Consider the following 25,376-nt stretch of genomic DNA (forward strand, 5'->3'; position numbering starts at 1 on the left):
TGTTATGCTCCTTCTTATCATTGACTAAAATAATGCATCCATTTTGGGATGTACTGACTGATTTGAGTCGGTAAAACGACATACTGCTCTTTTGCTAATTGGTCGCCGATAAAGCTATGCAAATAGACAGCAGCACTGATCGTTTGGTCATTTTTGGGAAACTGAGCTAAAAAACCAGCAATCATGCCAGCTAACGTATCGCCCATACCACCTGTTGCCATAGCTGGTGAACCTGCTGTATTGTAATAGATGCCATTTTGCCCATAGATCGTTGTTTGATGACTTTTTAAAACAAGAGATGCCCCTAATGCTTGTTGCTTCTGCTGATTATTCTCTTCAGATTGCTCATCTAAATGCAATCCACTGACGCGTTGCCATTCTATTTGATGGGGTGTGAGAACGGTATGCTCTGGGTAGGGAAGCTCCAGTGAATGCGTAGCAAGTAGTGTCAGGGCAGAACCATCAATGACTAACCATTGTTTTTCTGTTTGATTTGTCACGACAAATTGCAGAAGTTCAAGGCTTTGTTGGTTAGTTCCTAATCCCGGACCAATCAGTAAGACATCGGCCTCTTCAAAAGCCGAATGCCATGTTTCTTTGTTTGTCCAATCCCCCACCATTGCCTCTGGTAAATGACTATGGACGGCCACATGATTATTAGGATCTGTTACAACAGTTGTCAAGCCAGCCCCACTATGGACAGCTGCTAAAGCGCTCATGATGATCGCACCGCCAAACTGTTCATTTCCGCCAATCAGTACGACTTTTCCATACGTACCTTTATGGGATTTCACAGAACGAGGAGTAATGACTTGTGGGAGTAATCGTTCATTTAATTCCATGAGAAAACCTCCTTTATTTCATTATAGCCCATAATATTTAGGGAAAAAACTGTTTCGTTTATCTGTTGTCTGATTTTTTAAACAATTTGTCTGATTTATGTTATGATGAACTCGTAGACTGAATGAGTGGAGGAGTAACTTTATGACAATCAATTGGCAAAAAGAAGTCGAAGCACGTAAAGAAGACTTGCTTGAAGACTTAAAAAATCTTTTACGCGTAAGTAGTGAACGTGATGATTCACAAGCAACTTCAGATGCACCATTTGGACCTGGGCCTCGTGACGCATTGAAACACATGCTTGCTTATGGTGAACGTGATGGCTTCGTTGTAAAAAACGTGGACAATTACGCAGGACACATCGATCTAGGTGAAGGAGACGAAACCTTAGGAATCTTTGGGCATATGGATGTGGTGCCTGCTGGCGATGGTTGGGATACTGATCCTTACGAACCAGTGATCAAAGACGGAAAAATCTTTGCTCGTGGGTCAAGTGATGACAAAGGACCAAGTATGGCTGCCTACTATGCGATGAAAATCATCAAAGATCTAGATTTAGAATTATCGAAAAAAGTTCGCTTTGTCGTAGGTAGTGACGAAGAAAGTGGTTGGGCAGATATGGCTTACTACTTTGAACATGAAGAAGAACCTGATTTCGGTTTCTCACCAGATGCGGAATTCCCGATCATCAACGGAGAAAAAGGTAATGTTTCTTTCGCATTCCGTTTTAAAGGCGATAATGCCGGTGACTATGTATTGAAATCATTTACGTCAGGTTTACGTGAAAACATGGTGCCAGGAACAGCGACTGCAAAAATTGAAGTACCAAGCGCAGATGCAGCAGTTGCTTTAGAAAAGGCATTCTATGAATTTATTGAAGCAAACCCAATCAACGGTTCGATCGAAGCAGAGCATACATTTGTTACGCTCAACGTAGTCGGAAAAGGGGCACATGGCGCAAGCCCACAATCTGGGATCAATGCCGGCTCTTTCTTAGCGAGCTTCCTTGATGATTATGAATTTATTGGTGCAGCTAAACAATTCATCCATGTGGCAGCTACTTACGTCCATGAAGACTTTTATGGTGAGAAATTAGGCGTTGCCCACGAAGATGAAAAAATGGGTAAACTAACAATGAATGCTGGATTGTTTGCGTTTAAAGAAAATGGTTCAGAAGACGATAACTATATCAACATGAACTTCCGTTTTCCTAAAGGCACAACCACAGATGAACTAGAAAGTAAACTGAACAAAACAGTAGCAGACGAAGGTGCATCAGTTACTCGTGGTGCCCGTGTAATGGAACCACATTATGTACCAATGGATGATCCGTTGGTCGAAACATTATTACAAGTCTACGAAGATCATACCGGCGAAAAAGGCTACGAACAAATCATCGGTGGTGGGACATACGGACGCTTATTAAAACGCGGTGTTGCGTATGGCGCAATGTTCCCAGGCTACACTGATACAATGCACCAAGCAAATGAATTTATGAGTCTAGATGACTTGTTCCGTGCTACAGCGATTTATGCAGATGCTATCTATCGTTTGGCAAAATAAATCATCTTTATTCTTACTGCAACATTCATTGCAAAAGTCAGAAATAGTTGTACGCCTATCTTAGATATAACATGATAAAATCAATAGGTAACAAATGACAAAGACTTGAGTGATACCTGGCCTTCAGAGAATTGGGCTTCTCTGAAGGCTTTTTTGTGGACGGATCCGTTACCAACAAACAAGATGATAAGCTGAGTGTATTTGCGTGATTAAGTGGATATATGTAGTTTTTAGTACTTTTTTTATTTGTAAAGAGTAATATTATTTCATTTTATTAATGTTTACAAGCGACTATCCAACAGTAATTTTTCTCTTTATAGTGTGGAGGAAATACTTTTTTTATTTTCAAAAAAAAATTCGTTCATTTTTTCGACATTTATCCAATAGAATAATTACTAAAGGAGGGAATTACGATGGCACACGAAACATTGGAAGGGCTTAGAGAAAGAAAAGAACGTAAATTAGCATCAGTTAAAGAGCAAGCATTAAATGAAGTCGATAGAAGTAAAGAAGTATTACACAGTGGTGATTCTCAGACTATTGGGCAAAGCGAAAAAAATAAAGAGCGATAAATTTTCAAAAATCTAGAATATGAATAGAAGATACTTGAACGTCCCACCATCCTATTCGATTGATACTACTTTCTAGGTTTGTATGGTTACAGTGAATCTTAGAAATCAAACTTCTTCAAAAGAAAGGAGAGCGTGATGAGAGAAAAAGATCTAGAAAAGTTAAAAGAGAAAAGAAGACAAAAAATCGAGGATATCAAACAACGTTCTTTTACAGAAATCAATAAAATCAAAGAGAAAAATATGAAGAAATTTAAACCAGACAAAATGGATTTTAAAGAAAAAAGAGCGAATCATCAAAAAAATGAAGGCCGTGTACTATAAAATTTTAAATCTTTAGGAAGAGTTTTGCATAAGTCGTCAACAATGAAAAATCAGCCTCCACACCCAAATTTATTCAAGTTTTGGATATGGAGGTTCTTTGTGATGATTGTAAGTTTAAGATAAAACAGCTGCTGCAAGTGCCTGTTGTACGGCGATGATATTCTTATCTTTTCTAAATTGTAACGATTCAGCGGGCAATTCTGCGCTAGAGATCCAAATTTTCAATTCGGCATCTAAATCAAAATGCCCACTTGTTTCAATCGAAAAACGTGAAATCGAACGGTAAGGGATCGATTTATATTCGCTTTTTTTACCGGTCATTCCTTGTTTATCGACGATAATCATCCGACGGTCGGTAAAAATAATCAAATCACGTACTAATTTGAACGCTAACTCTACCTGTTCCATTGGAATCAGGATTTCTTGAACTTCTCTTGTGATATTGGTTGTATCTTTTTGGGTAGCATTTCCCATCAAGCCATCAAATAGTCCCATAAAAACACTCCTTTAGTCGTAGGATAAAATTATAGTGATACTCTATTTCATTGTAACAAAGGTTTTGAATGAACGATCAATTTATTCTTCAAAAGAACGAAAAAATTGAAGATGTAGGTCTGAGTGGGATAGATTCACGCTAAACAGATGGTTTGAGCTTTGACTTTATTAGTGTTACGGTTGTTATGTAATTAAGAATAGAGGAGGAAAACTATGGGGAAATATGATTTACCGCAAGTAGAAACTCATCTTTATATTAATGGCAAATGGCTTGAAGGCTCTGAAGGAACACTTGATGTCGTCAATCCAGCAACTGGGGAAACATTAGCAAGCGTTCAACAAGGTGGCGAAAAAGAGACAAAAGAAGCAATCAAAGCTGCCAATAAGGCATTCGTGGATTGGTCAAGAACAGCACCAAGCGAACGAGCAAAATTAATGAATAAAATGGCTGATCTTGTAGAAGAAGACAGTGAACGTTTAGCAAAAATCATGACGATGGAACAAGGGAAACCGCTCGCTCAAGCAACTGCAGAAATCCAAACAAATGTCGAGAACCTTCGCTGGAATGCAGCGCAAGGTCAACGGATCATGGGAGAAATCATTCCTTCACCTGAAGGGAAACAATGGCAAGCACGTAAACAACCAATCGGTGTCGTCGGTGCCATCACACCATGGAATTTTCCTTCTAACATGATCATTCGTAAAATCTCACCAGCAATCGCCGCAGGATGTACGGTTATTTTAAAACCAGCAAAATCAACACCTTTATCAGCACTTGCGCTGATGGAACTATTCCACAAAGCTGGCTTTCCAGATGGTGTCGTAAATATCGTCATGGGTGATTCCTCCACAATCGGGAAGATTTTATCTGAATCGGATGATATTCAAAAAATCACATTCACAGGCTCAACAGAAGTCGGACAAATTCTAAATGAACAAGCAGCACCTACCTTGAAAAAAGTATCCATGGAGCTAGGTGGACATGCGCCATTTATTATTTTTCCAGATGCTGATGTAGAATTAGCAGTCGATACATTGATCAAAACGAAATTTATCAACAATGGACAAGTATGTACGTCACCAAATCGAATTTTTATCCATAAAGAAATCAAAGAACAAGCAACAAAATTGATTGTGGAAAAAATCAGAGAAGTGACTGTTGGAAATGGATTAGACGATCCAACTACGGGGCCATTGATCAATGAAGAAGGCGTAAAAAAAGTTGAAGAACAACTAGAAGATGCAGTAGCTAAAGGAGCAGAAATTTTGGCTGGCGGTCATCGTCTAACGGACGGAGAATATGCAAATGGCTTCTTCTTTGAACCGACAGTATTAGATGGCGTGAAAAAGGAAATGGATATTTTCTACAATGAAACATTTGGACCAGTGATTCCAATCATTACGTTTGAAGACGAAGAACAAGTAATCAAAGATGCCAATGATACGATTTTTGGTTTAGCATCGTATTTCTTTGCGACAAATATCCATACGATCAACAATGTAAGCAATAAATTGCAATATGGCATGGTAGGCGTCAATGACACGACCATTTCAAATTCTGCGACGCCATTTGGGGGAGTCAAACATTCAGGATTTGGCCGTGAGAACGGAACTTTTGGGGTAGAGGAATATGTCGAAGTGAAGTTTGTGACGATTGCATCAGAGAAATAAATGATAAGATAAAAAGAAGAGGGATGATTGCATAAAATCATCTCTCTTCTTTTTTATTTTGGTGATACTCATGATAAACATGATAGAGGTTCAGTTCGTACTCTTTCTTTGCATTTGTAACGACTGTATCTAAAATCATACCGGTAACTAGTGAAAGTAAAGCTAGGATCATCAATCCTGTACTTAATATGGCTGAAGGGACTTTAGTAATAAAGCTGGTCAACATAAACTCCCGAATGACAGGAATCCCAGTGAACAGACCAGCTAAAAAGAAAATGACTGTCCAGATATTGAAAAATAGGATAGGTTTATAATCTTTACACATTTTAATAATCATCATAATGACTTTAAAGCCATCAGAAAAGGTATTCAATTTTGATTCGCTACCTTCTGGGCGATCACGGTAATCAATAGGGAGCTCAACTAATTTGAATTTTTTATCTAAGGCATGAATGGTCAATTCCGTTTCGATTTGGAATCCCGCACTCATAATCGGAAAACTTTTGACAAAAATACGATTAAATCCGCGATAGCCAGTCATCACGTCTCTTATTTTTGTTTTATATAAACGAGTGATCGTATTTTTAACTAAATTATTGCCAAAATCATGGAAGGCGCGTTTATTTTCTTCAAAGTAAGTGCCATTAGAAAGACGATCGCCAATAACCATATCCGCTTCGCCAGAACGTAATTTTTCTAAAAGTCCATGTACGGCTTCGGCTGGATATGTATCATCTCCGTCTACCATCAAATAATAATCAGCATCAATGTCAAAAAACATTTGACGTATAACATTTCCTTTACCTTGACGAGGTTCTTTTTTTACAATAGCACCCGCTGCAACTGCTAAATCGTAGGTGTGATCCGTTGAGTTATTGTCGTATACATAAATATCTGCTTCTGGTAACTCTCGTTTAAAGTCGGCAATGACTGTGGGAATCGTTGCTTCTTCATTATAACAAGGAATCAGGACAGCAATTTTTTCTGTGTGATTCATTTTTCACTCTCCTAAATAAATTGAAAAAGTTTAAACTAAGCATAACCTATCATGTACGTTTATACCAGTTTTTACACAAAAAAAGAAGCTCTTATCCATAGGAAAGCCTATTTCTAAGAGAATCTTTTAAAAATGAAATCAAGCATCTGTTCCTTTTTTTCTAGAAATATCTAAAACAGTACCAGTATAGGCATCTGCTAAAAATTCATAATAGACGATTTCCCCATCTTCTATGCGAGAAATCCCACCACGATAAGCTTTTGAATGGATTGCAAATTTACGTGTCGGTTCTTTCTCAAAAGAGATCCAGGAACCTTCAATCGAGCCTTCGTCTAAAAATGCTTCTTTGATGGTAGCTAAGACTTCATCAGCGGACATCGTTTTGTTACGGTTGTACCATAGTGCAGTTGCCACGCCACTTAATAATCCTAAACCAAGTCCGACAGCTAAACCACCTTTGAAATAGGCCTGTTCACTTTCTTCATACATACTGCTTGCCCTCCTTTACAATTACACAAGTTTCTTTGGCTTTATTTTACCACACTATCGGATTTTCTTTGAAATAAATAACCGTTTTGAAATAAAATACGGTATAATGATCACGATAGATTTGTCCAGATGCTATTTTTTTAAGACAAATCAAAGCTGAGATTGAAAGGAGACAAGTCTGAATTATAGACGATCATTATTATGGATGAAAAAACATTTCAACGTATCAAAGAATTAACAGAATTACAAGGAACAAGCGGTTTTGAACAAGATATCCGCGCGTACATGGAACAACACATGGAGCCACTAGTTGATGAATTACAATTAGATGGATTAGGTGGGATCTTTGGATTGCGTCATCACCAAGAAGCGGATGCCCCTCGTGTGATGGTGGCAGCACACATGGACGAAGTTGGTTTTATGTTGACACAAATCCAAGATAACGGATTGTTCAAAGTGGTACCGCTAGGTGGTTGGAATCCTTATGTAGTATCGGCTCAACGCTTTACATTGAAGACATCAACAGGGGAAAATTACCCATGTATTTCTTCTTCCGTTCCACCACATTTATTACGTGGTACAAGTGGTCAAAAGTCAGTCGAAGTAACAGATATTTTATTTGATGCTGGTTTTGAATCAAAAGAAGAAGCAATGAGTTTTGGTGTCCTACCAGGAGATACGATCGTACCTTTTGCAGAAACGATCAAAACAGCAAATGGCAAAAATATCATCAGTAAGTCATGGGATAACCGTTACGGTTGTACGATGGTCTTGGAAGCATTAGAAGCCCTAGAAAAAGAAACATTAGGTCATACGCTGATCGCCGGTGCTAACGTCCAGGAAGAAGTTGGTTTACGTGGATCAAAAGCTTCAGTGAACAAATTCAAACCTGATCTATTCTTTGCGGTAGACTGCTCTGCAGCGGATGATACAGTAACGAAAAAAGGCACATTTGGTCATCTAGGAGAAGGCACCTTGATGCGTATCCAAGATCCAGGATTGATCATGTTGCCACGTTTACGTGAATATTTACTAGATATTGCTGAAACAAACAATATTCCATATCAATACTTTGTATCAAAAGGTGGTACCGACGCGGGTGCTGCTCATACACAAAATGAAGGAATCCCAAGTACCGTTATCGGTGTGGTTGGGCGCTATATCCATACGCATCAAACGATGTTTAGTATCCGTGACTTTGAAGCAGCCAGAGAAATGTTGATCCAAACATTGAAGGGCTTAGATAAATCAACGGTGAATACGATCGTTTACGGAAAATAAGTAATCAACGAGTGAAGGCTATCCGCTTTTGCTCGTTTTTTATTTTTTAGATATAGTTTGGTCAGTTTTTTGTAAAGGTGTATAATTTAAGTAGAATATAGAATAAGAAAGAAGTGTGAACCTATGATTACTCCTAAAAGTCTTGAAGAAGTAGCCGGTTATGTTGAAAAAGGCAATCATATCTTTTTCTTTACTGCCGATTGGTGTGGCGATTGTCGCTTCATCAAACCACAAATGCCAGAGATCGAGCGCAGCTTTTCAGATTGGACATTTGTCGAAATGGATCGTGATGCGTATATCGACTTAGCAGCAGAATGGAATATTTTCGGTATTCCAAGTTTTATTGTCATTAAAGATGGGAAAGAGCTAGGTCGTCTGGTCAATAAAGATCGTAAAACAAAAGAAGAAATCGAACAGTTTTTAACAAAAACGATTCAGCAGTGAGAAACGAGAGGAGTGGGAAAAATGGAACAAGCATATAAGAAAATCTTAGTTGGAATTGACGGAAGCGAGCAAGCGTTTGCTGCATTCAAAAAAGCCGTTGAGGTAGCTCGTAGAAATGACGGCACAGTATATGTGACGAATGTGATCGACCAACAATTTTATCAATTTATGGGGTATACGCCTATTGACCAATCCTTGATCGATCAACAGACTGAATCAGCAAAAGAATTGATTGAAGAATGTAAAAATTACGGAAAATCCGTTGATTACCAAAAAATAGAAGGTATTGTGGCTTACGGTTCGGTCAGAGAATCTATGGCAGTAAAACTACCAAAGAAATATCAAATCGACTTGATCATGATTGGTCAATCAGGGTTAAATGCCGTTGAACGTTTTATGACTGGTAGTGTGGCAAGCTATGTGATTCGACAAGCTCCGTGTGATGTCTTAGTCGTTTCAGAACCAAGAGAAGCATAGTTTTTGATTCAATAGGCAGATCCTTGAACAAAAAAAGACGAGGAAACGAAAGATGGTGCATTTCGTTTCCTCGTCTTTTTTTGTGATCCGTGCTTTCTTTTTATTCCGGCAAGGTTTCCTAAGAGAATTTATCATGCAAGAACCGCCTTTTTTTGTTAAGATAAAGCAAGAGAGTTTGGCGCTAGACTACGTTGGGTTTCCCGAAAGTACGATGTCTTCAGTTGCCATAAATAAAAAACAACTTCAACAAATGATATTGGAGGAAACAAAATGATTTTTGCTTATAATCGCGCACATGTGGGCGACACACTAATGGTGATCGTAGCCGACGATAAAGGAACAGAAAATACCGCTATTCGCAAATGGAATGTTGCGCAGATCAAAGATGAATCTGGCCAAATCGTTGCATGGAACTTTTTCCATATCTCAGATCATCTAACAATTGAAGGCAACGGGCAAGTAACGATTTCTGAAGAACAATTAGCTGAATTGAACCGTTTGATCAAGGAAGCTGGCTTTGGAGAAACACTCGAAAAAGACAATCAACCGAAAATCGTTGTTGGTTTTGTTAAAACTTGTGAACCTCATCCAGATTCAGACCACTTATCAGTAACTGAAACAGAAGTAGATGGTGGCGAAGTTTTACAAATCGTTTGTGGTGCACCAAATATCGAAGCAGGGCAAAAAGTAGTCGTTGCCAAACCAGGTGCAATGATGCCAGATGGTATGATGATTTGGCCTGGAGAATTAAGAGGGGTCAAAAGTGACGGAATGATTTGCTCTGCAAAGGAACTTCACGTACCTAACGCCCCAGAGAAAAAAGGCATCTTAGTTTTACCTGAAGATGCGATAGTTGGCGAAGCATTCAAAAACTAGCAATAATAAAAAAACGACTACCTCCACTGAGGTAGTCGTCTTTTTTATTAATTATTTGAGCCATTGGAACTATTTGAATTTCCTTGGTTTAATGCAGTATTATCAATTGTCAATTTGATATCTACAGTTTTTTCTTCTTCGCCACGGTAATAAGTGATCTTCACAGTGTCACCAACTTTTTTACCATAAAGCACAGACTGTAATTCAACACCAGATGAGACTTCTGTATCATCGATTTTTGTGATGACATCATATTGTTCTAAGCCAGCTTTTTCCGCAGGCGTTGCTGGTTGAACAGAACGAATGATCACGCCATTTGTTACAGAAGATGGTAATTTTAAGATCTGTTCCTGTTGTTGTGTAGAAACGGCTGAAAGATCGGTCATTGTGATACCCAGTGCAGGGCGTGTTACTTTTCCATCTCTTTCAAGTTGATTGATGATATTTACGACATCATTACTTGGAATCGCAAAGCCCATTCCTTCAACACTTACACTTGAAGAATCAGAAGTCGATGCAATTTTACTTGAATTGATACCAATGACTTGTCCTTCGATATTAACTAGTGGACCACCAGAGTTCCCCGGGTTGATCGCTGCATCTGTTTGGATCGCGTTGATATTGACCGTTTCATTAGATTCATTGGTACTTGTCACTTGGCGATTCAAGGAAGAAATGATCCCTGATGTTACGGAATTCGCGTATTGAGAACCTAGAGGAGAACCAATCGCAATTGCAGGTTCGCCGACTTTCAATGAAGCAGAATCGCCAAATGAAGCAACAGTGTCGACTTTGTCAGCACTGATTTTCAATACAGCTAAATCAGTGTAAGCATCTGTACCGACTAATTCTGCTTTCACTTTTGTTCCATCTTTTAATAAAACTTCTAACCCTTGTTGTCCATCGACCACGTGATTATTCGTCACGATATAAGCGGAACCGCCCTCTTTTTTATAGATCACACCGCTACCTTCACTGTAAGCTTGCAATTCGCCATCTTCGCCACTACTTTCTTGTTGTTGGCCAAATAATGAACCAAACGGGTCAGATGATGAACTTTGTTTTTGTAGGTTGATAACAGAAACAACTGCTCCTTGTACTTTATCTACTGCAGAAGTGATATCTGAATCTACATTGACTTTTACATTTTCGACAACTGTTTCGCCTGATGCATTTTGTGTCCCACTGCTAGAAGAAGTCGTTACTGAGTTACCACCTCCAGTTGCTGCATAAAAAATACCGAAAGTCAGTAATCCGCCAATCACGCCACCAACTACGCCAAGACCTAGCTTTCGCCAAATGCCATTAGATTTTCTTTTTTTCATTTTTGGTGTCACATCTCTTCTGTCCATGTGATCTGCCTCCATTTATTATTTTCTAGATAAGTTAAGTATAGACTTATTTACTAGATTTAGTCTACTTCCAGACTGTGAACTTTTTATGAAAAACATTAGGAAAAATAATTGTTTTCAGATGAAAAAATTAAATACAAACTTATACACAGAAATTGTGGAAAAGTATTTGTAAAAAATGCGTATAATTGTCCATAAAAGTTATCAACAACTTGTGGAAAAAGTGGAAAAATCTGTGCGAAACATATGTTTGCTTAAGAAATACTTATGAAATAAGTAATAAAACCACGATAAACTGTGGATAAACCTGTGGAAGATGTGTATAACTATGTGGGAAAACTTTTTTAAATCACTTTCTTGAATAAGCATCCTCAATTATAATAAGGAAGGAATAAATCGACATGGAAGAATGAGGAAAGGAAATAATTATGAATATAAAAATCATCTCAGTAGGAAAATTAAAAGAGAAATATCTGATTCAAGGAATCAATGAGTACGTTAAGCGTCTTAAAGCCTACGGAAAAATCGAACTAATAGAAGTACCTGACGAAAAAGCACCAGAAAATCTTAGCGAAGCTCAAATGCGCCAAGTCAAAGAAAAAGAAGGCGAGCGTATACTCGCAAAAATCAAAGATCATGAATTTGTCTACGCTTTAGCGATCCAAGGCGAAAATCCTACTAGTGAAGCCTTTGCCAAGCAAATTGATCAATTAGGCATCCAAGGGAAAAGCCAGCTCGTCTTTGTCATCGGTGGCTCGTTAGGATTAAGCGATGATGTCATGCAACGCAGCAATGCCCAAATCTCTTTCGGCAAAATGACCTACCCTCATCAACTGATGCGCCTGATCCTAGTTGAACAAATTTATCGTGCATTTCGGATCAATACTGGGGCTCCATACCACAAATAATGATATTTTTTAAGAGAAAAAATTATCCCTATTTTAAATAATAGCAATAGGTAGTGGTAGGGAGAAATTTATAAATAACTTTTTTATTTGCTTTGGTAGCCAAGTAAGTTGCAAAAGAAAAATAGATACTGTTAAAAAGATAATGTAGACATAGAAACAAATACGTAAAATTTTAGTTAGAATAATGGCAAGGAGAAAAAACATGATAGATGAAAAAAAGTGTTTAAAAAATCTATTGGAGGATATGGATGATATTGAAGAAAAACTATCTAAATGGACTGGGAAAACAAATATATTTCAGATACTTAAGCTATCTAAAAATGAAATAAGACATAGTAATTTTTTAGCTTTTTTGTTTGCTCCAAATGAAACCCACAATTTATCTGATGAGTTTTTTAAAATGTTTTTGAAAAGGTATATAGATTCTAATGATGATACCAAAGCTGCTATCAATTATTTTGATGCTTTACTTAATAGCTATGAAGATTTAATTGTTTACAGAGAAAATAAGAATATTGATATTTTATTGGTATCGGAAAAAAATAAAATAGTGGTGTGCATCGAAAATAAAATTCTGTCTTCGGAGTCTGGAGGGCAACTTAATAAATACCAAAGATATATAGAACGCAATTATTCTAACTATAAAAAAATTTTTGTTTTTTTAACTCCAGATGGAAATGAACCCACAAATCCTAGTTGGGGCATAATCACTTACAAGGATATCGTTGAAATACTGGAGCAATTAATGCAAAAAAATAGTATGGAAAAGAAAGTATATTATTTGATAAAAGACTATGTTGATATTTTAAGGAGAGATGTCGGAATGGATGATGAAATCAAAGAAATCGTTAGAAAAATTTATCAACAACATAAAGAAGCATTGGATCTAATATTTGAAAATATACCAGATAATTTAAGTTTAATGAGTGAATTATACATTGAAGCTTTGGAACAGATTGCTAAAGAAAATGAAATAATTTTTGATCCCAAGTATAGCGGAAAATCTATAGTGAGATTCCAAATACCAGAATTCACTGATTTATTTCCAGATTTGCCTTTGTCTCACCCAGGTGGATGGAGTAACCACAAAATGTATGCTTTCGAAATATTAAATAAAGGAGGAAATAGTGTCGGAAAGATAAAGCTTGTATTTACTGGTAAGATTCCAGAAGAAAATAAAAAATTTGTTGAAGAATTAATGTTAACGACAGGAGTAAAAAAGAAGAAGGAAAATTGGGAATGGTGGAACGTTGCCGAATGGAAAATTAACAAAGTGAATATGAGATTTATTGAAGAACTTTATACAAAGTTAGAGAATGAAGGAAGGGATCAAGTTGTAAAAGAAATCAAGAAATCGCTTGAAAAAATTTTAAAGGATATAAAAGAAAAGCCAGTGAATACGAAAAGATAAAAAATAAGATAGTGTCAAGTAAAGTGTAAATAGAAATTAATTTCTCCTAAAAATTGTTCGTGATTTATTTTTAGATCTTCGTTTTGCACAAGAGTTGTTGCTTTTATACCAGGACTTTTTGTTAGAATAATGTTTAGAAATAGTGCTGAAGTAGTTAGGAGTTTAAACATGAAAAAAATAGGTAAAATTTTTGTTGGGATTATTCTTGTTTTTATTTTATTTGGTGTATTTGCTAATATTTTTATGTCTAAAGAAAAAAAATCTGAAGAACTGAACAATCCCTTATTGTAGATGAAAAGAAAGTTAAAGTGAGTGTCGATAGGGATTCTTCTGTAGATGGTTTTTTAATGTTTAATGTAGAAAATTATACTGATAAATCTGTGGTATTAAAAGTTGAAAACTTGGCTATAAATGATCAAAAACAAAATTTAATTTCTGAAAATATTTCTGAAGAACTTGCTAATAACTTGAACGGAAACACGGGACAAGCATTGCTATCTAATCCTAGTTTTGGTGTATTTGGTTATTCTTTAGCTTTGGAACCTGCAAAATATGATGATTCTCATTCTGAAGATAGTATAATTTATAAATATGAAAGTACTGAAAATAGAAAAAGGCCAGGAGACTTAAAGGGAGATTTAAAATTTGATTTAATTGTTTATACAACTGACCCTGGTAGTTTAGAATATATCTCAAAACCAGAAAAAATGTCTGAGATTTTCAAAAAAAATATACACTTGAAAAATATAAATTAAAAAATAAACAGGATGTTTTAAAATTTGGGAATATAAAATAAACTGTGTAAGTTGCTCATTCTAGATAAAGCAGCTTCGCAGTTTTTCTTTTTGGTTTCATCCGTATTTGGATAAGATAAGATGAGGAATGGTCACGACCATGAGAAGAAAAAACAAGGCAAAAAATCTGTGGAATTAGTCCAATTCATTATTGATATTTACCAACCAAAAGGTGCAAAAGACATATAAAATGCTTTAAAAATATATTTTTCCCCCATGTTTAAGACAATTTTACAGGGTGCACTCAATCACCATTTAGGTTATGAGTCTCATGGTAAAAAAGGAAGTCTCCCGAAGACTGTTGAAACAGCTATGGACGAAAACAGATAAAAAGGTATCTATTCAAACACCTAACAACCATAGTGGTTATGTTGTATTACTCGTCATTTTTGTTCCTAGTCCGAATAAACTTTCTCTTTTGAAGAAGCAAGAACAAGAAACTATTATTAATATCCATATTAGGGATTCAGAAGATGTAGAAGAATTAAAGAAAAAAGTGTGAGAATATTAGTATACCCCTTCAAAGTAATGTTAACTTGATTCAAGCGCAACAGATTGATTAATTTTGAAATAAGACTCTATTATTACAAGTTCATCCGTTGTAAGATGGGTATAGGTCATTTGTACTCACTCCTTATAATTCTTTGGTCGGAACTATTTTGAGTGTAGCACAAATGACTTTTTTAGTTGTCTAGCTTAATTTTACAATCGGCGATAAATAAAAATGAATCAAATTGAATATCAAATATATATTATATCCATGAAGCCCAATCTTCTTTAATAGAAGATTGGGCTATTTTTATGGCAAAGGAGGGAAAAGAAATGTTTCAAAATAAAGGACAACGTTATGTCACAAAGGGAGTAATGGACAGTTTACCAGTGGAATTACAAGCTTTATGTTGGAACCTAATCGATCAAAAGGTTCAAAAGCAACTTCCTTTAGACTATCTTCAAATCTTTGAATTTTCTATAGAAAAAGGAAATCAAAAGTTGGTTCATCGTCAAGAAGAACCGGAAGAAAGAAAAGAGTATCTGATTTCACCTAAGCTTCGTTTGAACTCAGTGTCTCAAAAAATATGGGTTATTGATTCGGGTGAGTATCAAACGATGTTATTACCAGAAGAATACTAGTATCTAAAAGAAAGGAGCGAAATAACTTGTTAGAAAAGGCTATCGAAGTACTGGAGAAGTGTGCACAGCTAGTCACTACTCCTGAAGAGTGGGGCTATGAATCTGTTACGATGGAAAAAGAGGAAATTGAAATGGGTATGCTTCCTGAAGCTATCCATCTACCACGTTTAGTGATGACACATCTTTATATTTATTGCGCACCAGAAGATGGGAAAGACTATGTGGTTTATTTCATTACAGATATTACCAGCCAGCGAGAATTTGTTCGTGGGTTACTGGTAGAAGGACGATTGGTTTGGAGTCAGATTGGAGGAACGAATGAATAAGATCGATTATTTGAGAATGATTGCGAAATGTTTAGAAGATATCCTTACCGCGATTCATCAAATTCTGAAGAAAAAAGGAGAAAGAATATGAAATATTTTCAACTAGTATTGACACTTATAACGGCAATGGTAATTGAATTGCTTGAACAAAATTTGGCATAGGAGAAAAAGAGATGATTGAAAAAGAATTAGTGACCACACAAACAGAAGTTTGGCGAGATCCTCATCATACCCATCGCTATGTTTTCAAACGACAATGGGCAATCAAAGGAAAAGAAGCAAAAGAAAAATTAGCAGTAGTCATTACCATTCGTCCAACAGATACAGAACCATTTACGAATGATTTGAGTATGTTATTAATCGAAAAGAATATCCGACAATTGGGATTTACTGGTTTTGTTGCTGTGAATCTTTTTTCGTATACAAAAGCGAAAAGCCCTCGGGTATTTCCTCGTGGCAATGATGAACAATCTTTGGAAATATTAACGACCGTTTTTACAGAAAAAAAAATCAATACCATTATTTTTGCTTGTGGTTCGATTACAGCAACGAGTCAAGTTGCTTATGAACAAGCGAAGACCATTTACGATCAATTGAGTGCGAAACAAAAGAAGATGACCAAAGTATTGATAAATGCAGAAGGCAAGTTATCCCATCCATTAAGTATTCATGTTCGTAATGAATGGCAGTTGGCAGATAGTCAATTATTATTTCAAGAAAAATAACGTTTTATTTTCTCGTGTTACTTATAAGTAGTTTTACATGTTTTTTGACTTTAAAAATACATGTGATGATACATGTTATATGAATTATCAATGTACTCAGTAATATGCTATTTTCATTATGTAAAAAATAACAGGAGGTGTGTAGATGGAGATTGATAAAACTTGTTTGAGTAACTCTTATAAAAGTATGAATGACTTTTTTGAGGAAATGGAACTGGATTCAGAATTGCTCTATCAATTTTATCTTGCTTTTCGAGGGCAACAGATTTCTTTTCCAATGAAAATGTACGATCGCGAGTTAGTTAGAAAAAGAATCGAAAACATGATAGAACAGGAAAAAAATGTGGATATCCGTCAATTGACAGAAATTTATGGTTTCTCTGCAAGATGGATTTAAAGTATTATCAGACAACAACAAAAGGAGCAACATGTACATGGCTAATGAAGAAACAGTAGGTTTGAGAATCATAGAAGAAGCATTCAAATTACCAATGGTCAAAGTTGATCGTCGAGCATTTTTGATTCAAACATTTCAAGGAAAAGTTTCTGATATTGAAGGACTCATAGAAAAGGGACCACAAGTATTTTTATCCAAAGAAATGCTAGATCGTGAAGCACAAAAATGTATTCAATCGATTACCTTGAAATCAAGTGCGGTATCGTTAGCAACTGGACTCCCAGGAGGTATCGCTATGGCAGCAACTATTCCAGCGGATCTCCTTCAGTTCTTTGGTTATTCATTACGATTAGCACAGGAAATTTCGTATATTTATGGATTTAAGGATTTAATGGGAGAGACTGGAGAGCTCAGTGAAGAAGCAAAGAATACGCTGATATTGTATTTGGGAATTATGCTTGGAGTAACTTCTGCAGGTTCTGCCGTACGAGCGATGTCTGGAAAGCTATCTACACAAGCATTGAAAAAGATTCCTCAAAAAGCATTGACACAAACGTTGTATTATCCAGTAATCAAACGAGTACTAGGCATTTTTGGTACAAAGTTGACTAAAAATACCTTTGCGAAAGGTATTTCTAAAGCAGTACCAGTTGTGGGAGGCGTTGTTTCAGGAGGCATCAATTACTTGTCTATGAAACCAATGGCAACAAAGCTTCAAACAGAGTTAGGGAAAAATGTAATGTATACAGAAGAAAGTCTCCAACAAGATTTAGATATTTTAGAAGGTGAATTTGAAGAAGTATCTTCTGATATCGTATCTTCTGATACAGTTCTTTCTCAATTAGAAAGACTTTCTCACTTGTTGGAAACGAATATGATTACAGAAGAAGAGTTTCAACAATTGAAGCAAGAGCTGTTAAAGAAATAATTATTTAGAAAAAGCAACCACTTATACGGGTGGTTCTTTTTCTTGAATGAATTCAAATTTATTATTAGGAGAAGAAAAAGGATGAAAGCAAAACGATTATTCCTATTAGGCACGATTCTTTTACTTGGAGGATGTTCTACTGTCTCTCAAGATGAACAAAAGAAACAAGTGGATTCAACAACTTATGAAACTGAAACAACAAGAAAGGAATCTTCTACAAAAGAAATAGAAACAACTACTCTAGAAACTAACACAACAGAGTCTAGTAAGGCAACGAGTTCAGATACGAGTGATTCTCAAATAAAACAAGAATTATGGGATACAAATAAAGCATCTCAATTAGAAACTTTTGTCACACAATGGGGAAAGACATTAGGGCAAGAATATAAAAGCTACAATCCTCAGAATAATGTAAGTCTGTATGGCACTCCTTTACCACAAGCCGTGATTAATGGCAATTGGAAAATGGCAATCAACGAAGCACCAGTTACCGTACAATGGTCAGAAGATGGAACTGGTCAAGCAGATTTCAATTTAGTAGCAGTTTATTCTGATGTAGAAACTGGAGAATATTTAGGGCAGCATGTTTACTTTTTCGGTTTTCAAAATGGACAACCTAAAGTTTATTTAACGCAACAAAATCAGGGTAATGAAAATAATTATATGTACTTTAACGAAACTCAAAATCAACAGTTAAAACAAGGTTTCAGTGATATTGTGAATGGACAAACTCCTCAAACTCCAGTAGTAGAAGAATCTACTCAACAAGCAACAACTACAACGACACAATCTGCAAGTAGCTCAGCAATTTCAAGTTGGGAAGCTGCTAAAGAATCTGTGCTAAATAATAAAGCTTTATGGTTGTATGATTCTCCTGATAAAAATGCATCAAATACTAATTTAATTAGCACAAATGAATATATGAAAGATCTAATGCAAGATGAAAATGGAAGCTACTATTCAATTAATATTGTAACGGATGATGATGGAAACACGACTATGGCTGGTGGAAAACAATTTCGTGTTTATACAGATGGAAGAATTTCTCAACGTATTGGAATGACTAACAATTTTCAAATGATTAAATAATTGAAAATATTATTTATCAAAGAAAAACTGATTTTGAGAAAAATTATTTAATTTTCTTAGAATCAGTTTTTTTATAAAGTAAAAATGCGAAATTAAGTAGATGAGAGTGATGATGTTCGAAATATCTATTATTTTTAATAAGAATACATAAGCTATCTAGTTTGTAAACAATGAGAGAAAAAACATCAATATTTTTTATCAAAGGTATTTAAAATTTCTTCTAATGTTATAGAATTTAGTTATATTAAATTTTAGCGGTAGGAACGGTAAGGAGGTGAAAACATTAAGAATTAAGGGCTTTTAGTTTATTCTTTCTCTCCCTGTCTACCGGTGAAAAAATTTAATATAAAAAAAGGATAAAGTCGATAAAGGCGGACTCAATCGATATTACCGGTAGAGAGACCAGTTTTTTTTTAAGAATAAAGTGTGAATTGACGTATCTTTTATTCTTTTTTCTAGTCTACCGGTAAATTTTGAGAGGAGCGTCATATGAAATTTATTATGAATAAGGAGATGTATTAATGGCTACAAATTATGCAAAAAAGATAAATTTTGATGTGGATAAACTTTATAAAAGTTTGATAGTTGTTCCCAAAAATAAATCAGAAGATGGGAATTATGAGTTAGAAGTTTTGCAATTTAAGATTGAACAAAAGTCCAGTGAAAGATTTATGAGCAATCAATTAGTGAAAATCAAAAAATGGCTCCCTATGATTGATCAATTAGTATCTAATAATAAGGAAGCTAAAAATTTATGTATTTTTGTCTTATTATTACATGGAAGAGTTATTAACTTAGTTAATCGAAAAAGTACGACTAAATTTGCAAACTCATTCTGGTTTTTAGAAAATATTAATGAAACAGTGGAAAAGAATGGAGTTTATAAAGGTGATTTTCATTTTCAAAATGCTGAGACTATTGAACGAGAACATCATTATTTCGATTTATTAGTGAATACAGTGGTAGAATTAGCGAAATGGGCAAAGTCAAACGAAACTTATAGTCAAGTACTTAAAAGAATTATGAGTCAAGAAACTTTATTTATCTATGAGTTAAGCAAGTCAAATTTGAAATATACTTATAATGAAGATGAACTTGAAATTTTAGATAATCCAGAAAATTCACAATGGATTAAAGAGTTGAAGAGAGAAGACTTTATTGAGACACTAAGAATTCTAAAATCGTTATTTGATTTGAAATTAGCCAAAGCTACCATCATGGGAATTGAAAGAGATTCATATTATTGGGAGGAAATTGGACTATATGCTCCCCAGATTGAAGGTGAAGATAAAGAGAAAAGGATAGCCAACATTATTAACTATATTAATAGTTTAAGTGGACCTTTAAAATGTAGAGGACTTGATTTTATAGGAACATTAGGATGGACAGAAACATACTATGAGAAAATATATAAAGAAATAATTGAACAATATTTTTCTAAATAATTTAATAAGGATTGATTTATCGTAAAAGAAAAAAGTTGTGATTTCCAAAATCACAACTCAGACTGTAGACAAAAGCTGTTCCAAACTCGTAACTCGAGCTTGGAACAGCTTTTTATCTACTTCGTTTCGAATTTTTGAACAAAAAAATAAAGGCTCCTTGCCTTTCCATAGCCAGGTGGCTAATTTCTTTAAATTCATTGCAGCAAACACTAGCATCGTATGCGTCGCGACTTTTTCCAAGCCTCGATACTTGGTCCAACGCATCCCATGCTTTTCTTTTGCATCCGCAAATATTCGTTCAATCGTTTGTTTCCGTTTTTTGTAAATTGATTTATTCAGATCTGTTAGGCGAAGATGTTCCACTTCATCCATCAGATCTCCCCAAACATGTCTCGTGATGACTCGTTGATGATTTTTACTTTTGGTACATTGGTTTAGCAGAGGACAGTTCACACATTCTTTTGGATTGGATTTGTATTCTCGGTACCCTTCTCGAGTAACCGTTGAAAAAGCGAGCATTTGATCTTGCGGACAAATATAACAATCAAAATACTCGTCATAGAGAAACTCATTTTTTGATAATAGCCCCTTTTTCCCTTTGGGCCTTGAATAAGGCAAACAAGGTCGAAGGTTTAAATGAGTCAAAAAGTGAACAAACTTAGGTGTCTTATACCCAGCATCAGCGACAACACAATTGATTTCAGGAAAAAGTCTCTTCGATTGTTTGACGAGCTGAAAGGCGACTTGACTGTCATGAATATTTCCAGGAGTGATGATTGTGCTAAGAATAAATCCATTGTCGTCGCATGAAGTATGGGCAGAATAAGCAAATTGTTTTTCTCGTTCGCCTTTGACGTAGTAGCCGCTTTCCGGATCAGCTTTACTTATTTTTCTTTCTTTCAGCTTCACTTCCTTTTCTAAGTCCAAAGTAAAAGGGCGTTTTCCAGCCTCTATTCGTTGACGATTGATCTCATCTTCTAATTCATCCTGATAGGCTTTCGCTTCATCATGGGTCATTTCTTTCGTAAACTTATGTTTATTGGCGTTAGCTTTGATGTGGGTAGAATCCAGATACAAATTATCCTCTGTTACAAAACCTGCTTTAACTGCTTGTTCTAAAATGTAGGCAAAAATATCCTCAAACACCGTCGTTTCTCTAAATCGGCGAACATAATTCTTTCCAAAAGTTGAGAAATGGGGGATTTTCTCCTCGAAGGAGTAGCCTAAAAACCAGCGGTAAGCGACATTGGTATCGACTTCCTTAATGGTTTGTCGCATGGAACGGATACCGAATAAATACTGAATAAACACCAATTTGATCAGAATCACTGGATCGATACTTGGGCGACCTAAATCGGAGTAAGTGGCTTCGACGATTGGATAAATAAATTCAAAATCAAGCGCGGCATCAATCTTTCGAACGAGATGATCTTGAGGAACTAGATCATCAATCGTAAGCATCGCAAATTGATTTCTACCATTCGTATTGTTTTTAGACATCATAGCTATCACTCCTTGCATTCGTTTTCATAAATCTATTATAAAAGAAAAGACTGTAGACATCATCCATAAAATGGACTTTGTCTACAGTCTGAGTTGTGATTTCCAAAATCACAACTTTTTTCTTTTGTCAAGATTTTGAGTGGGATATATTTTTGTAGAACTGAAGATCATGAAATTATGAGATGTCGGAGGTAATGTAGTTATACAAATAAAAATTTTTTAGAAAGTGAGTGGTAATTAATGAAAATGAATCACACTTCAATTCAGAAGCATTTACAACTGTTAAATACACTGGGGATTTCTTATGTTAATTTGAGAACTTTTTCTACCTTAAACAAGAAAACCGTTTCTCATATTTTTTCTACTGCAGATTCTCAAGCAATTATTAACTATTTAGAAAAACAGAAATTGTCTGAAGGTACAGTAAACATAACTTATAATCCTATTAAACAAGAGGTGATTACACAAAAAAAGCATTCTGTGAGAGACAATGATATTGAAAAAATTCGGTTTGTATTTATTGATATTGACCCTAAAAGGAAAGAGGGAAGTGCAACAGATAGCGAAAAGAAAAAAGCAGAAAATGTTATGGAACAAGTAGAACGTTATTTGAAAGAACAGGGGATAGAATCATTTGTAAAAGTTGATAGTGGGAATGGCTACCATATTTTTCTTCCCATAAATGAACAACCAAATAATCACGAGACGATTCTTACTATTCAGAATTTTCTTCAATTACTTCACCGAAGATTTGGAGTAGAAGATGAAGTTGATATTGATACTTCTGTTTATAATCCTTCAAGATTATGCAAATTAGTTGGTACACCAGCGGTCAAAGGAAAGTCCACAAAAGAGCGTCCGCATCGTTTATCTAGTTTCCTTTCTATTCCCGATAACATAGATAGAAGTAATTGTTTTAAAATTCTTGAACAGATAGTTGAAGAAAATTCCATGATGTCAACTTCTAGAGTAAAAAGCCATCCATCTTTTAGAGAAGTGTTACCTTTTATTCAAGCAGACTATAAACAATGGTTAGCTCACTATCCTGAATTAACTTATACCATAAAAGAGGGCGATCATAAAGGAGTTACCTTACTTATATTTGACGAATGTCCATTAAGAAAACACACGAATAATTCTAATGGTTCTTGTTTGTCTGTTACGGCTGATAATAAGATTCGATTTCATTGTCTGCATGCTTCGGATAAAAATAAAGATATTCAAGACTTTGTAAAAAAATATCCGTTGCCAAAACCTGTAAATCCTTCTGTAGAATCATTAGAATCCAATCAAGAATATTATTTTGACCAGTTTAAACTGAATCAAGAAGGAGTATTTTTGGTGAAAGAAGGTCAAGAAGAAAAAGTTGCTTGTCCGATGTTTATTAAGCAAATACGCAAAAATATCGAACAAAAAGTCATTACACTTGTTCTTGCCTATTATGTCGATCATTGTTGGGATGAAATAGAAATAGAAGGTGGATGTTTACAAACTAATAATTTTAAACAATTAGCAAAACATGGCTTAATCATTAAAGCTAGAAGAGAAGCTGAAGTCGTTGACTTTTTACAGATTCAACGGGAGAATGCTCCAATCTTTTTTGAACATGAATCTCTTGGCTGGAAAAAAGAAAATGAAGCAATGATTTTTCAGTTACAAGATTCTTTTGGACGTGAAATTCCTTCTGTATTAACTAAAAACTCATGCTACCAATTAACAACTAATGGTACAGAAGCGGAATTTGACGCATTGGTTCATAAGTATGTTTTAGGAACGAACTTAGAACTTGCTTGGTCGATTGGTATTGCTTCTATTGTGTTAGGCTATTTAAACGTTACGAAGGCTAATACTTTTTTGAGTTTACTAATTAACCTACAGGGCAAGAGCACAACGGGTAAAACCACTACGTTACACTTTATTGCTTCTTTATTTGGAAATCCAACTACGGTTCTTAGAAATATGAATGCTACCAATAAAGCCATTATAAAGCTAGCATCAAACAATCAGGGAGGTGTTCCACTAATACTAGATGAGTTAGGAGCAGCAACTCAAAATAACTTTAGCTCGTTGATCTATCAATTAGCTTCAGGAGAAGAAAGGCTAAGATTAGATTCTAATTGTCAGCTTATGCCACAAGAGACTTTTTCTGTTTTGACCCTTACCTCTTCTGAAGAGCGTTTGGAAAATTATTTCAATGAGAAATTAACTGGTTTGAAAGTTCGATATATCGAATTTTCTGATATCAAGTTTACAAAGGATGCGAATCACGCAGAGAAAGTTAAAAGTCTTTCTTCTAATACTTTTGGTTGGGGTATAAAGTTATTTCTTTTGAAACTCTTTGAACAAGGGATTACAAAAATTGAAGCAACTTTTGTCGAAGCTCAAAAAAAACTATGGGCTGTTTTACCTGAACATTCTTTGAAGCAACGCATTGGTAATAATCTAGCTTTGATTTATAGTGGAGCCCTCCTAATTCAAGATATACTGGGCTATCCTTTACGATTAGAGCATATACAGACGGTGCTTATTAATTCGTACGAACAGTTAATTGTAGATACTAGTTTAGGAAGTGAGCAAACGGTATTTGACCGAGTGAAAACATTGTTGGTGATGAATAGCCATAAATTTTTAACAAACAGTGACAACAAACATACGCCCAGTACGATTTGGGGAAAAGTATCAATTCAAAAAAATGGGGATATTAAGGTAAATATTTTTCCTATCCCGTTTGAGGACTTGTTAAGGCGAGAATTTCAAGTAAAGGATCTAACCTATCTTTTTAGACAATTGCTTGATTCGGGTAATATGTGTGCAGAAAAAGGGAGAAGAACGAAACGTATTCACATGAATCGTCAAGTTCTTCCAACATACGAGATTCTATTACCTTCTTCACTCAAATCGTATTTTCGATTGTAATTTAGAATAAACCAAAGTATGAAAGTGAGGCACCATGTTATGGAAATATTTCTTATTGATTTAGCAAAACAACTGATTACTTATCTGTATGATAGCGAGCAAACCCAAACGGAAGTAAATGAAGCTTGATCTATGATTCATTTACTTCATTCAATCAAACATTTAAGAAAGGGGAATTCTAATGACTAAAAATAAAATGACACTAAAAGCAGAGGTTCTTCTGTATATTCAAGAACATTTTTCTAATCAAGCCTTTTTTACAAAACCAATTTACTTGGCTTTCGAAATAAGAGGGGTATCTGCTGGATCCATTGGAGGTACTCTTCAAGCGTTGAAGAACGAAGGATATTTAGAAAATCACTTTGTGCAACCTTCGTTCAATGGAAGAGTCGCGAAAGAATGGTATTTAGTTCATTCATAGAGAG

The 25,376-nt window shown here is 35.3% G+C and carries 28 protein-coding genes; 22 read left to right on the plus strand and 6 right to left on the minus strand.

Annotation, left to right across the window (positions count from 1 at the left end; genetic code table 11):
* Window positions 1-17: 17 nt before the first annotated feature.
* Entirely contained in the window at window positions 18-842 is an 825-nt protein-coding gene (locus tag CYK55_RS01500; protein ID WP_034689151.1) for an NAD(P)H-hydrate dehydratase, read from the minus strand.
* A gap of 142 nt (window positions 843-984) precedes the next feature.
* Here CYK55_RS01500 and pepV point away from each other — a divergent pair, with 142 nt between their 5' ends.
* The 3 genes from pepV (at window position 985) to CYK55_RS01510 (ending at window position 3,296) form a co-directional block, all read left to right on the plus strand.
* Window positions 985-2,403 (plus strand): dipeptidase PepV, encoded by a 1,419-nt coding sequence (gene pepV / locus CYK55_RS01505; RefSeq protein ID WP_034689150.1) that lies wholly within the window; start codon window positions 985-987, stop codon window positions 2,401-2,403.
* Between the two features lie 413 nt (window positions 2,404-2,816).
* Window positions 2,817-2,975 (plus strand): hypothetical protein, encoded by a 159-nt coding sequence (locus tag CYK55_RS13415; RefSeq protein ID WP_164546235.1) that lies wholly within the window; start codon window positions 2,817-2,819, stop codon window positions 2,973-2,975.
* 135 nt (window positions 2,976-3,110) lie between these two features.
* On the plus strand, window positions 3,111-3,296 hold the full coding sequence (locus CYK55_RS01510; RefSeq protein ID WP_034689148.1) for a hypothetical protein: 186 nt from the start codon (window positions 3,111-3,113) through the stop codon (window positions 3,294-3,296).
* Window positions 3,297-3,410: 114 nt separating this feature from the next.
* Here the strand turns inward: CYK55_RS01510 and CYK55_RS01515 are convergent, their stop codons facing one another.
* Window positions 3,411-3,791 carry a PH domain-containing protein gene (locus CYK55_RS01515; protein ID WP_010736533.1) on the minus strand — a complete coding sequence of 127 codons (381 nt, stop codon included), beginning with the start codon at window positions 3,789-3,791 and terminating at the stop codon, window positions 3,411-3,413.
* 213 nt (window positions 3,792-4,004) lie between these two features.
* Here CYK55_RS01515 and CYK55_RS01520 point away from each other — a divergent pair, with 213 nt between their 5' ends.
* Window positions 4,005-5,462 (plus strand): NAD-dependent succinate-semialdehyde dehydrogenase, encoded by a 1,458-nt coding sequence (locus CYK55_RS01520; protein WP_126133826.1) that lies wholly within the window; start codon window positions 4,005-4,007, stop codon window positions 5,460-5,462.
* Window positions 5,463-5,499: 37 nt separating this feature from the next.
* Here CYK55_RS01520 and CYK55_RS01525 read toward each other — a convergent pair whose 3' ends face one another.
* Both CYK55_RS01525 and CYK55_RS01530 read right to left on the minus strand, forming a co-directional pair.
* Entirely contained in the window at window positions 5,500-6,459 is a 960-nt protein-coding gene (locus CYK55_RS01525) for a glycosyltransferase family 2 protein (protein ID WP_034689143.1), read from the minus strand.
* A gap of 138 nt (window positions 6,460-6,597) precedes the next feature.
* Window positions 6,598-6,948 carry a PepSY domain-containing protein gene (locus CYK55_RS01530; protein ID WP_034689140.1) on the minus strand — a complete coding sequence of 117 codons (351 nt, stop codon included), beginning with the start codon at window positions 6,946-6,948 and terminating at the stop codon, window positions 6,598-6,600.
* 201 nt (window positions 6,949-7,149) lie between these two features.
* Between CYK55_RS01530 and pepA the strand changes: the two genes are divergently transcribed.
* From pepA to ytpR, 4 genes are all read left to right on the plus strand, one after another.
* The gene (pepA, locus tag CYK55_RS01535) at window positions 7,150-8,229 is read left to right on the plus strand and encodes a glutamyl aminopeptidase (RefSeq protein ID WP_034689137.1); all 1,080 of its coding nucleotides are present in this window, start codon (window positions 7,150-7,152) and stop codon (window positions 8,227-8,229) included.
* 123 nt (window positions 8,230-8,352) lie between these two features.
* Window positions 8,353-8,673, plus strand: coding sequence for a thioredoxin family protein (locus tag CYK55_RS01540; protein WP_034689135.1), 321 nt, complete (start codon window positions 8,353-8,355; stop codon window positions 8,671-8,673).
* Window positions 8,674-8,694: 21 nt separating this feature from the next.
* Window positions 8,695-9,150 (plus strand): universal stress protein, encoded by a 456-nt coding sequence (locus CYK55_RS01545; RefSeq protein ID WP_034689132.1) that lies wholly within the window; start codon window positions 8,695-8,697, stop codon window positions 9,148-9,150.
* Between the two features lie 270 nt (window positions 9,151-9,420).
* The gene (gene ytpR, locus CYK55_RS01550; protein WP_034689956.1) at window positions 9,421-10,026 is read left to right on the plus strand and encodes a YtpR family tRNA-binding protein; all 606 of its coding nucleotides are present in this window, start codon (window positions 9,421-9,423) and stop codon (window positions 10,024-10,026) included.
* Between the two features lie 47 nt (window positions 10,027-10,073).
* Here ytpR and CYK55_RS01555 read toward each other — a convergent pair whose 3' ends face one another.
* Window positions 10,074-11,378 (minus strand): S1C family serine protease, encoded by a 1,305-nt coding sequence (locus tag CYK55_RS01555; protein WP_034689954.1) that lies wholly within the window; start codon window positions 11,376-11,378, stop codon window positions 10,074-10,076.
* 428 nt (window positions 11,379-11,806) lie between these two features.
* On the opposite strand from CYK55_RS01555, the gene rlmH reads away from it, so the two are divergent.
* The 12 genes from rlmH (at window position 11,807) to CYK55_RS01610 (ending at window position 20,532) form a co-directional block, all read left to right on the plus strand.
* Window positions 11,807-12,286: a 23S rRNA (pseudouridine(1915)-N(3))-methyltransferase RlmH gene (gene rlmH, locus CYK55_RS01560; RefSeq protein ID WP_034689953.1), complete on the plus strand. Its 480-nt coding sequence runs from the start codon at window positions 11,807-11,809 to the stop codon at window positions 12,284-12,286.
* A 202-nt stretch (window positions 12,287-12,488) separates the two neighbouring features.
* Window positions 12,489-13,697, plus strand: coding sequence for a PD-(D/E)XK nuclease family protein (locus tag CYK55_RS01565; RefSeq protein ID WP_241234784.1), 1,209 nt, complete (start codon window positions 12,489-12,491; stop codon window positions 13,695-13,697).
* Between the two features lie 168 nt (window positions 13,698-13,865).
* On the plus strand, window positions 13,866-13,988 hold the full coding sequence (locus tag CYK55_RS13925) for a hypothetical protein (RefSeq protein ID WP_277600565.1): 123 nt from the start codon (window positions 13,866-13,868) through the stop codon (window positions 13,986-13,988).
* A gap of 56 nt (window positions 13,989-14,044) precedes the next feature.
* A complete protein-coding gene (locus tag CYK55_RS01570; protein ID WP_126133827.1) occupies window positions 14,045-14,452 on the plus strand; it encodes a hypothetical protein in 408 nt (135 codons plus the stop codon).
* A gap of 310 nt (window positions 14,453-14,762) precedes the next feature.
* A complete protein-coding gene (locus tag CYK55_RS01575) occupies window positions 14,763-14,993 on the plus strand; it encodes a hypothetical protein (RefSeq protein WP_010728023.1) in 231 nt (76 codons plus the stop codon).
* Between the two features lie 320 nt (window positions 14,994-15,313).
* A complete protein-coding gene (locus CYK55_RS01580; RefSeq protein WP_126134422.1) occupies window positions 15,314-15,622 on the plus strand; it encodes a DUF960 domain-containing protein in 309 nt (102 codons plus the stop codon).
* A gap of 26 nt (window positions 15,623-15,648) precedes the next feature.
* Window positions 15,649-15,948 (plus strand): 4'-phosphopantetheinyl transferase, encoded by a 300-nt coding sequence (locus CYK55_RS01585; RefSeq protein ID WP_126133828.1) that lies wholly within the window; start codon window positions 15,649-15,651, stop codon window positions 15,946-15,948.
* 173 nt (window positions 15,949-16,121) lie between these two features.
* Window positions 16,122-16,673 (plus strand): DUF1643 domain-containing protein, encoded by a 552-nt coding sequence (locus CYK55_RS01590; RefSeq protein ID WP_126133829.1) that lies wholly within the window; start codon window positions 16,122-16,124, stop codon window positions 16,671-16,673.
* A gap of 145 nt (window positions 16,674-16,818) precedes the next feature.
* Complete coding sequence (locus CYK55_RS01595) at window positions 16,819-17,070, plus strand: hypothetical protein (protein WP_126133830.1); 252 nt, start codon at window positions 16,819-16,821, stop codon at window positions 17,068-17,070.
* 37 nt (window positions 17,071-17,107) lie between these two features.
* A complete protein-coding gene (locus CYK55_RS01600) occupies window positions 17,108-17,998 on the plus strand; it encodes an EcsC family protein (protein WP_126133831.1) in 891 nt (296 codons plus the stop codon).
* A gap of 81 nt (window positions 17,999-18,079) precedes the next feature.
* Window positions 18,080-19,087, plus strand: a complete 1,008-nt coding sequence (locus tag CYK55_RS01605) for a DUF4767 domain-containing protein (protein WP_126133832.1) — start codon at window positions 18,080-18,082, stop codon at window positions 19,085-19,087.
* Between the two features lie 521 nt (window positions 19,088-19,608).
* A complete protein-coding gene (locus tag CYK55_RS01610) occupies window positions 19,609-20,532 on the plus strand; it encodes a hypothetical protein (RefSeq protein ID WP_126133833.1) in 924 nt (307 codons plus the stop codon).
* A 57-nt stretch (window positions 20,533-20,589) separates the two neighbouring features.
* Here CYK55_RS01610 and CYK55_RS01615 read toward each other — a convergent pair whose 3' ends face one another.
* A complete protein-coding gene (locus CYK55_RS01615; RefSeq protein ID WP_002288571.1) occupies window positions 20,590-22,035 on the minus strand; it encodes an IS1182-like element ISEfa7 family transposase in 1,446 nt (481 codons plus the stop codon).
* A gap of 240 nt (window positions 22,036-22,275) precedes the next feature.
* On the opposite strand from CYK55_RS01615, the gene CYK55_RS01620 reads away from it, so the two are divergent.
* Together CYK55_RS01620 and CYK55_RS01625 are read left to right on the plus strand one after the other, a co-directional pair.
* Complete coding sequence (locus CYK55_RS01620; protein WP_010728029.1) at window positions 22,276-24,951, plus strand: DUF927 domain-containing protein; 2,676 nt, start codon at window positions 22,276-22,278, stop codon at window positions 24,949-24,951.
* A 181-nt stretch (window positions 24,952-25,132) separates the two neighbouring features.
* Window positions 25,133-25,372, plus strand: a complete 240-nt coding sequence (locus CYK55_RS01625) for a hypothetical protein (RefSeq protein WP_010721772.1) — start codon at window positions 25,133-25,135, stop codon at window positions 25,370-25,372.
* Window positions 25,373-25,376: the final 4 nt, after the last annotated feature.

The sequence above is a fragment of the Enterococcus mundtii genome (genome assembly GCF_003957375.1).
In the GTDB taxonomy this organism is placed as follows: domain Bacteria; phylum Bacillota; class Bacilli; order Lactobacillales; family Enterococcaceae; genus Enterococcus_B; species Enterococcus_B spodopteracolus.

What these genes read in the sequence shown, in the direction of transcription:
- CYK55_RS01605 (WP_126133832.1), top strand. Translation starts at nt 18,080, where the DNA reads ATGAAAGCAAAACGATTATTCCTATTAGGCACGATTCTTTTACTTGGA.
- CYK55_RS01520 (WP_126133826.1), top strand. Translation starts at nt 4,005, where the DNA reads ATGGGGAAATATGATTTACCGCAAGTAGAAACTCATCTTTATATTAAT.
- CYK55_RS01610 (WP_126133833.1), top strand. Translation starts at nt 19,609, where the DNA reads ATGGCTACAAATTATGCAAAAAAGATAAATTTTGATGTGGATAAACTT.
- CYK55_RS01595 (WP_126133830.1), top strand. Translation starts at nt 16,819, where the DNA reads ATGGAGATTGATAAAACTTGTTTGAGTAACTCTTATAAAAGTATGAAT.
- CYK55_RS01500 (WP_034689151.1), bottom strand. Translation starts at nt 842, where the DNA reads ATGGAATTAAATGAACGATTACTCCCACAAGTCATTACTCCTCGTTCT.
- CYK55_RS01625 (WP_010721772.1), top strand. Translation starts at nt 25,133, where the DNA reads ATGACTAAAAATAAAATGACACTAAAAGCAGAGGTTCTTCTGTATATT.
- CYK55_RS01565 (WP_241234784.1), top strand. Translation starts at nt 12,489, where the DNA reads ATGATAGATGAAAAAAAGTGTTTAAAAAATCTATTGGAGGATATGGAT.
- CYK55_RS13415 (WP_164546235.1), top strand. Translation starts at nt 2,817, where the DNA reads ATGGCACACGAAACATTGGAAGGGCTTAGAGAAAGAAAAGAACGTAAA.
- CYK55_RS01580 (WP_126134422.1), top strand. Translation starts at nt 15,314, where the DNA reads ATGTTTCAAAATAAAGGACAACGTTATGTCACAAAGGGAGTAATGGAC.
- CYK55_RS01530 (WP_034689140.1), bottom strand. Translation starts at nt 6,948, where the DNA reads ATGTATGAAGAAAGTGAACAGGCCTATTTCAAAGGTGGTTTAGCTGTC.
- CYK55_RS01545 (WP_034689132.1), top strand. Translation starts at nt 8,695, where the DNA reads ATGGAACAAGCATATAAGAAAATCTTAGTTGGAATTGACGGAAGCGAG.
- CYK55_RS01510 (WP_034689148.1), top strand. Translation starts at nt 3,111, where the DNA reads ATGAGAGAAAAAGATCTAGAAAAGTTAAAAGAGAAAAGAAGACAAAAA.
- CYK55_RS01555 (WP_034689954.1), bottom strand. Translation starts at nt 11,378, where the DNA reads ATGGACAGAAGAGATGTGACACCAAAAATGAAAAAAAGAAAATCTAAT.
- rlmH (WP_034689953.1), top strand. Translation starts at nt 11,807, where the DNA reads ATGAATATAAAAATCATCTCAGTAGGAAAATTAAAAGAGAAATATCTG.
- ytpR (WP_034689956.1), top strand. Translation starts at nt 9,421, where the DNA reads ATGATTTTTGCTTATAATCGCGCACATGTGGGCGACACACTAATGGTG.
- CYK55_RS01590 (WP_126133829.1), top strand. Translation starts at nt 16,122, where the DNA reads ATGATTGAAAAAGAATTAGTGACCACACAAACAGAAGTTTGGCGAGAT.
- CYK55_RS01515 (WP_010736533.1), bottom strand. Translation starts at nt 3,791, where the DNA reads ATGGGACTATTTGATGGCTTGATGGGAAATGCTACCCAAAAAGATACA.
- CYK55_RS01525 (WP_034689143.1), bottom strand. Translation starts at nt 6,459, where the DNA reads ATGAATCACACAGAAAAAATTGCTGTCCTGATTCCTTGTTATAATGAA.
- CYK55_RS13925 (WP_277600565.1), top strand. Translation starts at nt 13,866, where the DNA reads ATGAAAAAAATAGGTAAAATTTTTGTTGGGATTATTCTTGTTTTTATT.
- pepA (WP_034689137.1), top strand. Translation starts at nt 7,150, where the DNA reads ATGGATGAAAAAACATTTCAACGTATCAAAGAATTAACAGAATTACAA.
- CYK55_RS01570 (WP_126133827.1), top strand. Translation starts at nt 14,045, where the DNA reads ATGTTTAATGTAGAAAATTATACTGATAAATCTGTGGTATTAAAAGTT.
- CYK55_RS01620 (WP_010728029.1), top strand. Translation starts at nt 22,276, where the DNA reads ATGAAAATGAATCACACTTCAATTCAGAAGCATTTACAACTGTTAAAT.
- CYK55_RS01575 (WP_010728023.1), top strand. Translation starts at nt 14,763, where the DNA reads ATGGTAAAAAAGGAAGTCTCCCGAAGACTGTTGAAACAGCTATGGACG.
- pepV (WP_034689150.1), top strand. Translation starts at nt 985, where the DNA reads ATGACAATCAATTGGCAAAAAGAAGTCGAAGCACGTAAAGAAGACTTG.
- CYK55_RS01615 (WP_002288571.1), bottom strand. Translation starts at nt 22,035, where the DNA reads ATGATGTCTAAAAACAATACGAATGGTAGAAATCAATTTGCGATGCTT.
- CYK55_RS01600 (WP_126133831.1), top strand. Translation starts at nt 17,108, where the DNA reads ATGGCTAATGAAGAAACAGTAGGTTTGAGAATCATAGAAGAAGCATTC.
- CYK55_RS01540 (WP_034689135.1), top strand. Translation starts at nt 8,353, where the DNA reads ATGATTACTCCTAAAAGTCTTGAAGAAGTAGCCGGTTATGTTGAAAAA.